Raw genomic sequence first — 14,219 nt, 5'->3', positions numbered from 1 at the left:
ATGAAGGACAGAACACAGCAATTTTGGGTTGAATTTTGTACAATAAATAGTTGCATGCGAGCGGTTTAAAAAGGTATATTCCTGATAAAGCAATTGAATACCCCGGGTTCTAATTAGGTGGATAATTGTGTCACTATAACAAAAGGAAAGGAAACGCTGCAAAACAGTGTTTCCTTTCCTTTTACAATGAAGGCATTTGTTAAATTCTATTCTCTATCTTTTCTGCTGCTTCGGAATGACAGATGTATAAAGTAACTTAGCATTCCAAAATAACAAGTGATAAACAGGGCATGCATTAATGCAATAAACAGATTAAGCTGTGTAAAGACCACAAGTGCACCAAATGTAACCTGAAGCGCAATCAGTACGGGGGTAATAATCCAGCCCCAGCGCATAACATTATTATTACCATATTTCTTTATCATGCGAACAGCTAAAAAGATAGTCCACAAAAATAAAATTCCAGCTGCAATACGGTGTCCCATTTGTACCCACTGATTAAATGTATAGCTTCCAATAGAAAAGGGGACAGAGTTGAAGCAAAATGGCCAGTCCGCACAAACCAGATTTGATTCTGTATGACGTACCAGTGCACCGCTGTATACTACACACATGGTGTAAATAGAAATTGCATAGATTTCAATTCTATGAGGCTTCTGAATATGGATATCTTCAGTTTGTAACTTTTTATCAATTTCAAAGAATAATAACATAAGTAAAAAAACGGAAGAGAAACAAATTAAAGATATCCCAAAGTGTGTAGCTAATACGAAATCAGATTGCCCCCATACAACTGCTGCTGCACCAACAAGTGCTTGTAAAATAATAAAAAATAAAGCGGAAAAACTCAAGAAAATAACTTCTTTATGATTTCTATATGCTTTCCAGGATAGTATTGCAAGTAAAAGTACTAATATACCAACTGCGCCGCTGACCATTCGGTGACTTAACTCGATTATCATTTCAAAATGCAGGTTTGCAGGGAGGAATTCTCCTTCACAAAGCGGCCAGCTGTCTCCGCATCCATCTGCTGAACCTGTTTTTGTAACAAGTGCTCCTCCGAGAAGAAGAGGCAGCATTCCTATGGTCGTTATCACAGATAGTATTTTTAGTTTTTTCAACATATCTATGTAACCTCACTTCTATGTAAAAATATCCAATATCTCCAGTCTACCAAAAATACTGAGGGAAACGCTTTCCAATTTTGAACAAAATCTAACAACCTCTGAATTTATCCATGCTATGAAGTCAGTCTCCATCCAGCCTGCAAAAAAGTATAATGAATGGACCCTTGTTAATACTATCATGTTTTCTGAAAGTTTTCATCAGCAAATAAAAAAAGCTTGCATAATTCACTTATGTTTGCTAGAAATATAGTATGGATGAGTACGCAGAAAAGCAGTGAACGTTTTATAAAAGATAGAAAATATACATAATTTATTGCCTTTATCTATTTTCCGGTCTTCTTATTTAGCTGGATGTTCAAATTGTTGTAATATATTATAAAAAAGTTCATTAGATTGTCAAAGAAATCCATGCTATAATTAGATAGGAAACGGAGTACATAGAAAGAAGTACGTGTATTCTGTTTATTATTATGTCTTCCTACTGGTGCGAAGGGGGGAAATTATGGATAAAGTAGATATGACTTATTCGGAATTAATTGGTAACACGACTATTTCAAACAAACAAAAAGTAACTGTTTTTCTGTCAGAAGTGAAGGCGCTTATAAAAATCGGAATTGTAAATTCAAACTTAATTACAGCAATAACAGGTTTTTTAGTGGCCATCGCTCTAACAAACTCCTCCTTTAGTGATTATTGGGGAACCTTTCTTCTGATGATAATCGGAAGTGCATTCGTGATTGCCGGCGGATGTATTATTAACAATTGGTATGATGTAGATATTGACCCTAAGATGTCTCGAACGAAGAAAAGACCTACTGTAACTGGATTCTTTTCGCTGCGGGCAGTACTTACAACAGGAATTATTATAAGTTTTCTTGGCTTTGCAGTATTAATGTTTACTACCTGGTATGCAGCATTATTTGCTTTTATCGGCTGGGTTGGCTACGTTGTCTTATATACCATGTGGTCAAAGAGAAGATATACTTTAAATACAGCTATTGGAAGCTTATCCGGTGCAATGCCTCCCTTGATTGGATGGGCAGCAGTTGATCCTTCTTTTCATGTGGTTCCTTTTGTTATGTTTCTTATTATGTTTATATGGCAAACACCGCATTTTCTTGCATTAGCAGTGAAAAAGAAAGAAGAATATAAGGCAGCTGGTGTACCAATGTTGCCGGTTATTAGAGGTATGGGAATAACTAAAAGACAGATTGCTGTATATATTGCCTGTCTTTTACCATTGCCGTTTTTCTTAATGCCTGCATTGGGATTGACATTTACTATTGTGGCAACAATATTAAATATTGCCTGGCTCGTGATAGGTTTTATGGGGTTATTTACGGAAAAAGATATGAAATGGGCTAATTTAGTATTTATATTTTCTTTGAATTATTTAACCATTTTATTTCCGTTAATGATTATTGTCACACTGCCGATATTTAATTAATGATTTGTTATTCCTTAAAATTTAAATATAAAAAGGAAAGAACAAGAAGAAAGAGAGGTATTCTTACATGAGAGGTTGGATGGGAAAAACCAAAGTATTTTTCGTATTCATGTTACTTGCATTATTTCTTGCCGGTTGCGGAATCGAAAATCTGACTGCGCTTGAACCTAAAGGGTATGGGGCAGAAAAATCCATGGATCTAATTCTCCTGACCACATTAATTATGACTGGTGTGTTTATTGTGGTTATGGTGATCTATGTGATTACACTTGTTCGTTTTCGAAGGAAAAAAGGACAGGAAAACTATATTCCAGAGCAGGTGGAAGGCAATCACAAGCTGGAGGTAATATGGACAGTTATTCCAATTATTTTAGTATTAGTTATTGCTGTGCCGACTGTTCTGGCGACATTTGATTTGTCAGATGACTCTAAGGCAGATGAACTCATCAATGTTAACGTAAAAGGAAATCAATACTGGTGGCATTTTGAGTATGCCGGAGAAGAAATCCAAACAAGTCAAGACCTGTATATTCCTACTGGTGAGCGAGTTTATTTACATATGCTCTCCTCTGATGTTATCCATTCATTCTGGGTCCCTTCAATATCAGGGAAAATGGATGTTAATGCAGAGAACGTAAATACCATGTACATCGAAGCTTATGATGAGGGCGTGTACTGGGGTAAGTGTGCTGAGTTATGCGGTCCTTCACATTCATTGATGGACTTTAAAGTCATCGCTGTTTCACCAGATGAATATGATGAGTGGGTTAATGACATGCAAAATGTTGATACTGATGCAGAGCCTGAAAACGCTGTAGCTCAAGAAGGGCAGGAGCTATTCGAAGCTAATAACTGTATGAATTGCCATGCGACAGATTCGGCTGCTTCGGGTATCGAAGCTGGTCCGCAGAACAATGGACCTTTTGGACCGAACCTGACCAACTTTGGAGATCGTTCCCGGGTTGCAGGTATTTTAGAACATAACAAAGAAAACCTGGTTGATTGGATTATGGATCCTGAATCTATTAAGCCGGGAAACAAAATGACAGGTCAGTATCCGGAGCTTAGTCAGGATGAAGCTGAAAGTATTGCAGAATATTTATTGCAGCTGCAGCCTTCAGAAATTACACCTGAGAGCGCGGGAGATTAAAACATGAAAGACAGTTACAAAAGGGAGGTTTAAAATTTGGGTATGACTAGTGCTCAAAAAAGGGGTTTCGGGGCTACCTTGTGGGATTGGCTGACTACAGTTGATCATAAAAAGATAGGTATTCTATATATGGCAGGAGGAGGATTCTTCTTCCTGATGGGTGGTCTTGAAGCTGTAATTATTCGTATTCAATTAATGTCACCAGAGAATAATTTTATTAGTGCAGGGCTTTATAACGAAATGATTACCATGCATGGCACAACCATGATTTTTCTTGCAGCAATGCCAATATTATTAGGATTGATGAACTTTATTATGCCGCTGCAAATCGGAGCGCGTGATGTTGCGTTTCCATTTCTAAACTCTTTAGGATTCTGGTTATTCTTATTCGGAGGAGTTTTATTAAACCTTAGCTGGTTTACTGGTGCACCTGATGCCGGCTGGACTAACTATGCTCCTTTATCAATACAATCGCCAGGTCACGGTATTGACTTTTATATTATGGGACTGCAATTATCCGGGGCAGGAACATTAATGGGTGGAATTAACTTTATTGTTACAATTGTGCTTATGCGTGCACCGGGTATGACTTATATGAGAATGCCCCTGTTTACTTGGACCACATTTGTAGCAAGCATCTTAATACTATTTGCTTTCCCGGCATTAACGGTTGGATTATTCTTAATGATGTTTGATCGTATGTTTGGTTCTGCGTTTTTCGATGCTGCATTAGGTGGAAATGCTGTAATCTGGCAGCATTTATTCTGGATATTTGGACATCCGGAAGTATATATTTTGATTTTACCGGTATTTGGAGTATTTAGTGAGGTTTTCCCAACATTTGCTAAGAAGCGCTTGTTCGGATATACAGCAATGGTATTTGCGACATTTTTGATTGCATTTTTAGGATTTATGGTATGGGCTCACCATATGTTTACAGTCGGATTGGGGCCAGTTGCAAACTCTATCTTTGCAGTTGCAACAATGGCAATTGCTGTACCTACAGGTATTAAAATATTTAACTGGCTGTTCACCCTTTGGGGAGGAAGCATCAAAATTAATTCAGCAATGCTATGGGCATTAGCCTTCATCCCGTCATTTACTATTGGAGGAATGACTGGTGTAATGCTTGCATCAGCGGTTGCTGACTATCAATATCATGACACTTACTTTGTTATCGGACACTTTCACTATGTTATTGTTGGTGGAACAGTTTTTGGTATATTATCCGGACTGCATTATTGGTGGCCAAAAATGTTTGGGAAGTATTTGCATGAAGGACTGGGGCAGCTATCTTTTTGGACATTCTTTGTTGGATTCCATTTAACATTCTTTATTCAGCATTTCTTAGGTTTAATGGGTATGCCGCGTCGTTACTGGGTATTCTTGGAAAACCAAGGTCTGGATACAGGTAATTTAATTAGTTCCATTGGTGCTTTCTTTATGTCATTTGGAGTTATTGTATTTTTGATTAATATAATCTTAACAACCATCAAAGGAAAAAAAGCTCCTCGCGATGCTTGGGGAAGCGGGCGTACACTTGAATGGTCAATTTCATCACCGCCCGTCCATTATAACTATAAACAATTGCCATTAGTTCGTGGATTGGATCCATTATGGATTGAAAAAATGGAAGGAAATAAGAATATGACCCCGGCAGAGCCAGTAGATGAAATTCATATGCCAAATGGATCAATTCTTCCTTTAATTATAACTATTGGGATGACTATTGCTTCCTATGGATTTATTTATCAAACAGGCAATAAACTCTGGTTAATCGCTGTGTATTCTGGAATGGCCATTGCATTAATCAGTATGTTGACCCGTTCGTTAAAGGATGATCACGGACACCATATCCCTAAAGAAGAACTAGAAAGGATAGGTGATTAATATGAGTCATGATCATTCCATTGATCCAAAGAATATGCCAAAAGATCCTTCCAAAGCAACTACAGAAGGAAAACATAAATTTATGGGATTGTGGATATTCCTTGGAGGAGAGACTGTCTTATTTGCTTGTCTTTTTGGCACATATCTTGCTTTAAGGAATTCAAATGCCGGCGGGCCGACAACTCAGGAATTATATGGTCTTGGTCTGGTATTCTTAATGACTGTTTTGCTTTTAACAAGCTCTTTAACGAGTGTGTATGCAATTTATCACATGAAGAATAATGACTTTAAAAAGATGCAGCTGTGGATGGGAATTACAGCATTATTAGGTATTGGTTTCCTTGCTTGTGAGATTTATGAATTTGCGCATTATATTCATGGTTACGGATTTACATTCCGTTCTTCAGCATTTGGGTCCGCCTTCTATGCTTTAGTCGGCTTCCATGGAGGACACGTTGCATTCGGATTATCATGGATTATCACGTTAATGGTGCGTAATGCAAAGCGGGGATTGGATCTGTATAATGCGCCTAAATTTAATACATTCGCCCTATATTGGCATTTTATCGATGTAGTGTGGGTGTTCATCTTTACAGTTGTTTATCTGATGGGGATGGTGAGTTAATTTATGACAGACGAAATGAGTACACGAAAAATTAATTCGTTCCAAAAACAAAAGAATAAACAAGAGATGCAAAGAATGGTAGTCAGCTTTGCTTTAATGATCATCTTTACATTAATTGCATTTGCCCTTGTTATGCTGGAGGTACCATCTACTTATGTTATCCCAATAATATTACTCCTTGCTTTTGTTCAGGTAGGTTTTCAGTTTTTCTACTTTATGCACTTAAAGGACAAAGGGCATGAAGTACCTTCCCAGATTATCTATGGAGGAGTTTTCATTACTGTAATGGTAGCATTAACATTTACAGTTATTACTTGGTGGTAAGCAAAAGAATCAATTCTTTTTAATTAAAAAACGCTATGATGATTTAAAATCATCATAGCGTTTTTAAGTATAATATTTTACTGAATTAATTCTTAATTGAAGGAAATAGATCTAAAAAAGTAACTTGCTGGTCATAGTGATAGGTGTTGATTGTTCCGTCCATCTATCTCTTGATAAAGCATAAACTCTATCTAGAAAGAAGGTAACGTGTAAGGACCCGCTGCGTCGGACCGTTTTGCTTTCGACGTACAACTCTTTTCGATGGGGTGAGTAATCTTAGGCCCCAGGACGTTGCGACCTTAGCCTGCCTAGGGGTATGCTCTTCAGCTAACTTTTGCCAAGAAGAGCACTTGGCAAAAGTGGATCTTCAGATGGTGCTAATCCTTCAGGAGTCAAAACGGTCCGCCTCCGCTAGCAGGATGTTCTATACAGGTTGAAACAGCTGACTAAAAAGAAGTTAGATCAGATAAAATATTTTTCTTGGTTTACGGTAAAATATTCTGCCATGATTACTTTCTGTTCATGAAAGCTATTTCCGATATTTACTATCCCATGCTGTGTCATCATTTAAATTGCCAAATCATCCATTTGGACCACTAAAATAATCTTTTTATCAAGCAAAAAGGGATTATTTCATCCAGCTCCATCAGGATATGAATCCTTTCATTCGCTGTAGAAACCTAACTGAGCGCAGACCAACCACGCAGACTCCTAAGTGGTTCGCAGGCTAAACCCGTGACTCCTGTCACAACGCCTGCACTTGCACGTCCTGTGCATCGCAGGGCGAGTTGAAGATCCACTTGAAAAGCGGTTTTCTTTTCAAGTTAGCTTAAGCCGTCCCCATGGAAAGCGTAGTGGTTGGTTGCAGGAACTATACACAATCTCTATTTCAATAGAAGGATGATTTAACAACATGCAGGCAGGATAATGTAGAACATATTCATCATGGAATAGAAAGGTATAGATGCTTGTTCTCAGGTGCGAAAGTTGAGTTATGATAGAGAAATATATATAGATGTTTTAAAATCGTCACAATCCTACTAGAGAATTCTTATTTGTTTTAAGGTATAATAGACAGAGCAGACTAAAGTGGAGATGATTATGTATGTGGTTAGATATACAAATATTTGGGTTTCGGGCCTTGTGGAGTCCCTACTTTATGATTTTTATAGTTCTGGTTGCTTTAGCTTATTTTCTAATTACAGGTCCATATCGGTATAAGTTTGGCGGCCACGATAGAGCATCTGTGAAGCAGCAATTTTCTTTTTATACTGCATTGCTGTGTTTATACTTAGTTAAGGGTGCACCAATTGATTTACTTTCACATATAACATTGACTGCTCATATGATTCAAATGGCAATTTTTTTGCTTGTAATTCCAATATTAATAATTATTGGAATACCAGTCTGGATTTGGAGAATAGTAATTAATCAGCCTTTCATTAAACCTATTGTAGATATAGGAACCAAACCTTTAATATCATTATTAGTATTTAATGGCTTATTTTCTGTTTATCATGTACCTGTTTTCTTTGAGTTTGCGAAGTCTTCGCCAGTCATTCATTTCTTTGTACATGGAGTGCTATTTATTGCAGCTTTTTTCATGATATTTCCGTTACTGCCTCCATTGAAGGAATTTGACCGCATGCAGCCTCTATTGAAGATAGGCTATATTTTCGCAAACAGTGTGCTAATAACCCCGGCATGTGTATTGATTATTTTTGCTCCTGAACCGCTATATGCCACATATACACAAGGAGGCGCATGGATGCAGGCGATGAGTCTGTGTGTACCGGGAAATGTATTACAGGGGCTTGCCCCTGGTTTAACTGGACCAGAAATGTTTACGCCAATTAGCACATTAGAAGATCAGCAGCTGGGCGGTATTATAATGAAGATTATGCAGGAATTTACTTATGGAGCTATTTTGGCAACTGTTATCTTCTCCTGGTTTAGAGGGGAAAGTAATAAAATAGATCCGCTGCCGCCAACTGCAGTAGAATCGCATTAAAAAGGATTCAAAAAAGGTTTGCAAAAAATAATAGGATGAAAAAGATTTTATGGCCTGTTTGAAAAAACGGGCCGGGTAATCATTTTAGTATGAGTAAAACTAATCAGCTTACTTTTCTTGAAGAGTAATTTTCCTGAGTGAAAAAGCGTTCCTCAGAAAAAGAAAAACGCTTTTTTCTGCGTGCGGGAATGTTTTCATAGTCTTTTTAAATACATATTTAAAGAATTATTGGAGGATAAAGAAATGTATTTACTACCAACAATTAGTACTTTTTTTATTGCTTTAAGTGCAATACTTGTAGCAATCGGCTGGGGGTTAATTATCAAAAATAAAAAAAAGCAGCATAAAAAAGTAATGATAGCAGCTGCTGTCAGTGCATTGCTTTTCTTTATTATTTATGTGTCACGAACTGTATTTATAGGAAATACAAGCTTTGGAGGACCTGAAAATGTGAAAACATATTTTACAATCTTCCTGATTTTCCATATTGTTTTAGCAACTGTCGGGGCTGTATTTGGAGTTGTAACGCTTGTTTTAGCATTTAAAAGAAATATTAAGAAGCATCGTAAAATCGGCCCCGTAACAAGTATTATTTGGTTTTTCACCGCGATTACGGGAGTTCTCGTTTATATCTTCCTGTATATAATGTACGACCCGGGTGAAACGACGAGTATGATTAAGGCCATTCTAGGGTTTTAGCATATTAGCAGAGGTAATCTTGATATAGATTTCATTAAGAGTGGATACAATGCTTACAAATGAGCATCGTATCCTCTTTTCTGTTGTGTTTCAATTAGTAAATTTCTTTGCTTTAACGATTTATAATGCAGTTAATTCTGCATTGTAGCAAATTGCAAGGCTTAACGGATGCAGAAAAGGGATAACATATTTTATCTGGCTAATATGTTATCCCTTTACATTTGCCTATCTTTTTTTTACTAAGACTTTGTTAATGATATACATTTTGTTTTTTATTTCTTGTAATACTGAAGTTCTTCACTAAGTTTGGCAAGCAGTGTGTTTGCCCTTTCTACAACGCTTTCAGGAAAGTTCTCTTCCTCACCATATTCTACTCCATGAGGATAATAATGTTTACCGAGTAGAGGAGTCATTAATTTGATAACAGCATTGCGTTTATCGACATCCCCATCGATAGCATATCCTTGTACGCGAATATAGTATGTAATGTTTTTTTCGTTGGAGCCAATTTTGTAATCATAGGTAACGCGTTCATAGTCCCATTGTCCAGCACGGATAAATGCCAGATTAGCTGTTACATGATCCAATACCTGCACATCAATAATCGTGTCTTCTATCCCTGTGTTTTCAAATCTCATTATTCTTTCACCTCATCAAAAATATTCTGCTTAATTTAAGGATAATACGAAACAGTAATAGATGCAATAGAAACCGTTGATGATAGTAAAGAAAGGGCATACTTATCAAGATGGCTGCATGAAAGAAATTGATAAATCAGGTATTTTTCTTTTTTTCTAAAGCATCAGCTTACATTTTAATTTTATAATTCCCAGTTCATACTAAAATTAAATAGTTTAGATACATTTATTTGTGTTTTTGCTTTATAATGGCTTATATATGATGTTCAAAAAGTGATTAATTGATTAGCGGTGAGGAAACGAACTACCACTAAAACTACTCCTTTTACATGGCAGCAGTCAATATCCTGTAACGGTGTGCCCGTAGAAGACTCGTTGTCTTGTTTTTTTATTGCGTCGAATTGGGACTGGGACTGCGATTACTCGTCCCACCGAAGAGATTTGCGATTAAATGCCCGGTTGAAAATCATTGAAATTTTTGAATACGTACATATAAAGAATTATTGATATATTAAGTTACAGGCAATTTGCTTTGAAAGTATACAATAGTAAATAATGGGGTATAAAGTAGATAAGTAGATTATCAATGATATATTTGTCTGCTGGATGGGGGTTAAATCATGAAGATGATTCGTAATATTATGATAATCATGATTATTGCACTCCTTGTATTTATTGTTATTAACCAGATAAGTTCATCACCTAAAGAAATTGTAAGGGAAGTAACGACACATTTGACTGAAGATGAAGATTCAATAGAATCCAAAGGAACAGCAGCAGAGCTTCCCCAGATGAATTTAGAAGGAGATTTATATCAATGGATAGGAAAGACGTCAACAGAGCTTACGGATGAGTTGGGAGAACCGGACAGGATTGATGTTAGTGCATATAATTATGAATGGTATGTATATAATAACTCGGAAAGCCAATATGGCCAGTTTGGAATTTTAGGAGATGAGATTGTATCAGTTTATGCTATTGGAGAAGACTTGGAGATTTCCCCAATAGAATCAGGAGCAAGTTATGTGGAAATAGCGGATAAATTTCCTTTTTTAAGTGAAGTAGACTATTCTGACAATAATTCTTCGTTTACTTTCCGATTAACAACAGAAGATCTTCAGACGAGACCTTTGGTCAAAATAAGCGATAATACATTTATTCAATTTTATTTTGATACATTTACAGAGACGCTTTCTTCAGTAAGAATTTCTACTGGAGACGCACTTTTATTACAGAGACCGTATGAAATTGAGTATCGGGGCGAACTGCCTGAACAGCCTCAATTCAGTGAGGAAGAATGGGGGGAGATTCAGACAGGAATGGAACAGCAAATTTTTGATATTTCTAATATTATGCGTCATCAGCGTGATCTGCCTCGTTTAGAGTGGGACGACCAGGTCAGTGTGGTTGCATATGATCATAGTAGAGACATGTATGAGAATGATTATTTTTCCCATGTCAGCTTAGAGGGAGATGGGTTGAAAGAACGGCTGGAGGCAAGACAGGTTGCCTATGTAGCAGCTGGAGAAAATATCGCTGCTCAGTATCCGGATGCTCCTGCCGCAATGGAGGGCTGGTTAAATAGTGAAAGTCATCGGGAAGCGTTATTAAGTGATGAATACAGCTATCTTGGAGTTGGAGTATATCGATTCTATTACACACAGAACTTTTTAGGAAAGCCATTCTAATATACTTATTAGTAAAAGAAGTCTCCAATTTTGGGGGCTTCTTTATTAATGTAGAGAATGATGCTTTTCGTTCTGAGCCATAAGCACATTTTTAAGCAATTTACATAAGTTATTGTAGGAAGTTGTAATAAAAAAAGGACGGTGAGAGAGAATGAATCAATTACATCCCAGTGTTGCAGCATTTAAAAATTTTGTGAATCGCCATCCTAAGTTGTTGGAGGAAATCAGAAAAAGTGGCAGGGGATGGCAGGAATTTTATGAGAAGTGGGCCATTTTAGATGAAGATGATCCTTTTTGGAAAGAATATAAAACCGAAGACCCCGATACGGATACACAACCGAAAAGTCAAGAAAGCAAAAAAAGCAAGAAAACAGATCATTCTGATCTTATCCGGCAGATTATGGATTACACACAAAATTTAGATACAGAAAAGGTACAGGGACAAATTGAGCAGTTAAGTAAAGCTATTGGAACGGTCCAGGAAATGATTGGCGATATTAAAAAGCCTTCTGCTACTAAAACACCCAAGGCTCCTTTTTCATTAAGAAGAGATTAGAGGGGATAAAATGGATAATGAAGTAATCACTTATCTTAAACAAAATCCAGATATTGCAGAATTTGTCCGGTATCATCCGATATGGTATCGTTATTTGATGCGGGATCCTAATCGTCTCACGGAATTAAAAAAAGAAGCAAAGAAATTTTATGGAAAAACATTTCCCCAAAAAGTAAATACCTTCTCGAATCAACTACAAATGGTAAGAATGTTCGCAGAGATGGCTAAATCAATGAAGGATTAAAGTCACCTCTGTTTTCTTTCAAATCATAAAATGGTATGATAAAAAGGATAACTATTAAGAATTAATGATGCAGCTAAGCTGAATAACATCTAATTTAATAGTTAATGGCATAAACCTTACTTAAGAGATACTCTCTTTTTATTACATTTATTAATTTGTTCGCGGAGGTGTGAAAATGATTGCTACAATGGAATATGTAGATATATTAGATGAATCGGAACTTGTTGGAAGGATGATTTTACAGTCCGATGTAATGGAGCAATATCAATCAGCAAAGAAAGCTTTGGATGAAGATAAGGAAGCACAGAATCTAATTAGAACATTTGCAGATGTCAAAGAGCATTATGAAGATGTGCAGCGGTTCGGCAGGTATCACCCGGATTATTATGATATTATGAAGCAGGTGCGTTCCAAAAAGCGTGATATGGATATGCATGATAAAGTAGCGGCTTTTAAAATTGCGGAAAGAAATCTGCAAAAACTTTTGGATGAAATTAGCCAGTTTGTAGCTGAGAGTGTCAGTGAGCAGATTAAAGCTCCTAAAGACGGTGCAGCATTGACAGATAGCGGGTGCGGCTGCGGCAGTGGCGGAGCTTGCGGCTGTGCATCATAAATAAAGGGGGAGGATGGCAGCATGGTAGAAAGGCAGGGAATTGTGGTCTGGTTTCAACATATGAAAAATGTCAGACAGCTAAAAAAACATGGTCACCTTATTCATGTATCTAAAAAACATCGATATGCGGTTATTTATGTTAATCGTGAGGATATTGATGCTATTGAGAAAAAGTTTAATCAGTTTGCTTTCGTTTCTAAAGTGGAACGGTCCCAAAAGCCATTTATTCCGACAAACTATGAGAATGCAAAGCCGGATAAAGCAAAGCAATATGATTATAAAATGGGGATTTAGGCAGGTTTGGACAGCTTGTTTCTTTATTTTTAGAAATAGGAGTCTTACAGCCTGCTGTACTTGTATAAATTGTATATAAAAAGAAAAAAACCTGCAGTGAAAACTACTGCAGGTGCTTTTATTTTTAAATAAAAATAAAAGGCTAAAGGGAGAGGAGAAACCGGATGAAGAGCTTATGGGGAAGAATAAGCCTTATCCGTTTCAACTAAATCATGTTTAGCTGAATCATTATATTATTATAGACAATGCAAAAAATAATATACATATCAAAATAAAATAATTTGCTAAAGCTAAGAATCGTGGTAGACTATTGACGAGCCAAAAAGAGCTGAGGTGACCTGGAGTGCGTGTAATAGCTGGAATACATAAGGGAAGAGGGTTAAAAAGTGTTGCTGGCGAATCTACAAGACCGACTACTGATAAAGTAAAAGAAGCTGTATTTCAAATAATGGGTCCTTTTTTTTCAGGCGGATTAGGATTAGATTTATTTGCTGGAAGCGGATCACTTGGAATTGAAGCGTTGAGCAGAGAAATGTCTAAGATGATTTTTGTAGACAAGCATCCAAAGGCAGTACAAACCATTAAAGAGAATTTGAAAACGCTAAAACTGGAACAGCAGGCAGAAGTATATCGAAATGATGCACAGCGCGCTTTAAAGGCAATTTCTAAACGTGAATTGCAATTCGATTTAGTACTTCTGGACCCGCCGTATAAAAATAAAGACTATTTAAAATTACTTGATTACCTTCTCGATAATCAAATGCTTAAAAAGAATGCTATTGTGTATTGTGAGCATGATAAGTCTAATATGCTGCCAAATGCGTATAAATCTTTAAAAGCAATCAAACAAGCAGATTATGGCGGTTTAGTTCAAGTTACTATTTACCAAATCGAGGAAAGCGAGGAAGCGTGA

15 protein-coding genes are annotated in these 14,219 nt (G+C 36.7%); 13 read left to right on the top strand and 2 right to left on the bottom strand.

Translation table 11 applies throughout. The features are described 5' to 3' along the window. Positions 1–206 precede the first annotated feature (206 nt). Positions 207–1,124, bottom strand: a complete 918-nt coding sequence (locus IEX29_RS22390; protein ID WP_188737419.1) for a COX15/CtaA family protein — start codon at positions 1,122–1,124, stop codon at positions 207–209. 505 nt (positions 1,125–1,629) lie between these two features. On the opposite strand from IEX29_RS22390, the gene cyoE reads away from it, so the two are divergent. The 7 genes from cyoE (at position 1,630) to IEX29_RS22355 (ending at position 9,273) form a co-directional block, all read left to right on the top strand. Further along, entirely contained in the window at positions 1,630–2,574 is a 945-nt protein-coding gene (gene cyoE / locus IEX29_RS22385) for a heme o synthase (protein ID WP_188737417.1), read from the top strand. A gap of 67 nt (positions 2,575–2,641) precedes the next feature. After that, a complete protein-coding gene (gene coxB / locus IEX29_RS22380) occupies positions 2,642–3,724 on the top strand; it encodes a cytochrome c oxidase subunit II (protein ID WP_188737416.1) in 1,083 nt (360 codons plus the stop codon). 42 nt (positions 3,725–3,766) lie between these two features. Further along, a complete protein-coding gene (gene ctaD, locus IEX29_RS22375; protein WP_373290716.1) occupies positions 3,767–5,614 on the top strand; it encodes a cytochrome c oxidase subunit I in 1,848 nt (615 codons plus the stop codon). 1 nt (position 5,615) lies between these two features. Continuing rightward, a complete protein-coding gene (locus IEX29_RS22370; RefSeq protein ID WP_188737411.1) occupies positions 5,616–6,239 on the top strand; it encodes a cytochrome (ubi)quinol oxidase subunit III in 624 nt (207 codons plus the stop codon). A 15-nt stretch (positions 6,240–6,254) separates the two neighbouring features. Beyond that, the gene (ctaF, locus tag IEX29_RS22365) at positions 6,255–6,563 is read left to right on the top strand and encodes a cytochrome c oxidase subunit IVB (protein WP_373290715.1); all 309 of its coding nucleotides are present in this window, start codon (positions 6,255–6,257) and stop codon (positions 6,561–6,563) included. Positions 6,564–7,668: 1,105 nt separating this feature from the next. After that, complete coding sequence (gene ctaG, locus IEX29_RS22360; RefSeq protein ID WP_188737409.1) at positions 7,669–8,574, top strand: cytochrome c oxidase assembly factor CtaG; 906 nt, start codon at positions 7,669–7,671, stop codon at positions 8,572–8,574. 243 nt (positions 8,575–8,817) lie between these two features. Further along, positions 8,818–9,273: a DUF420 domain-containing protein gene (locus IEX29_RS22355; protein WP_188737407.1), complete on the top strand. Its 456-nt coding sequence runs from the start codon at positions 8,818–8,820 to the stop codon at positions 9,271–9,273. Between the two features lie 272 nt (positions 9,274–9,545). Here IEX29_RS22355 and IEX29_RS22350 read toward each other — a convergent pair whose 3' ends face one another. Beyond that, the gene (locus IEX29_RS22350; RefSeq protein WP_188737405.1) at positions 9,546–9,911 is read right to left on the bottom strand and encodes a YugN family protein; all 366 of its coding nucleotides are present in this window, start codon (positions 9,909–9,911) and stop codon (positions 9,546–9,548) included. 620 nt (positions 9,912–10,531) lie between these two features. On the opposite strand from IEX29_RS22350, the gene IEX29_RS22345 reads away from it, so the two are divergent. From IEX29_RS22345 to rsmD, 6 genes are all read left to right on the top strand, one after another. Further along, on the top strand, positions 10,532–11,599 hold the full coding sequence (locus IEX29_RS22345) for a CAP domain-containing protein (RefSeq protein ID WP_188737403.1): 1,068 nt from the start codon (positions 10,532–10,534) through the stop codon (positions 11,597–11,599). 151 nt (positions 11,600–11,750) lie between these two features. Continuing rightward, positions 11,751–12,155: a spore coat protein YlbD gene (gene ylbD, locus IEX29_RS22340; protein WP_188737401.1), complete on the top strand. Its 405-nt coding sequence runs from the start codon at positions 11,751–11,753 to the stop codon at positions 12,153–12,155. A gap of 10 nt (positions 12,156–12,165) precedes the next feature. Further along, positions 12,166–12,399 carry a YlbE-like family protein gene (locus IEX29_RS22335; RefSeq protein ID WP_188737399.1) on the top strand — a complete coding sequence of 78 codons (234 nt, stop codon included), beginning with the start codon at positions 12,166–12,168 and terminating at the stop codon, positions 12,397–12,399. Positions 12,400–12,574: 175 nt separating this feature from the next. Then, positions 12,575–13,012 carry a YlbF/YmcA family competence regulator gene (locus IEX29_RS22330; RefSeq protein ID WP_188737397.1) on the top strand — a complete coding sequence of 146 codons (438 nt, stop codon included), beginning with the start codon at positions 12,575–12,577 and terminating at the stop codon, positions 13,010–13,012. A 21-nt stretch (positions 13,013–13,033) separates the two neighbouring features. After that, complete coding sequence (locus tag IEX29_RS22325; RefSeq protein WP_042535218.1) at positions 13,034–13,306, top strand: YlbG family protein; 273 nt, start codon at positions 13,034–13,036, stop codon at positions 13,304–13,306. 343 nt (positions 13,307–13,649) lie between these two features. Continuing rightward, positions 13,650–14,219, top strand: coding sequence for a 16S rRNA (guanine(966)-N(2))-methyltransferase RsmD (gene rsmD / locus IEX29_RS22320; RefSeq protein WP_188737395.1), 570 nt, complete (start codon positions 13,650–13,652; stop codon positions 14,217–14,219).

Source organism: Oceanobacillus neutriphilus, from assembly GCF_014645515.1.
Classification (GTDB): Bacteria; Bacillota; Bacilli; order Bacillales; family Amphibacillaceae; genus Oceanobacillus; species Oceanobacillus neutriphilus.
This window is presented reverse-complemented; position numbering and strand designations above follow the sequence as displayed.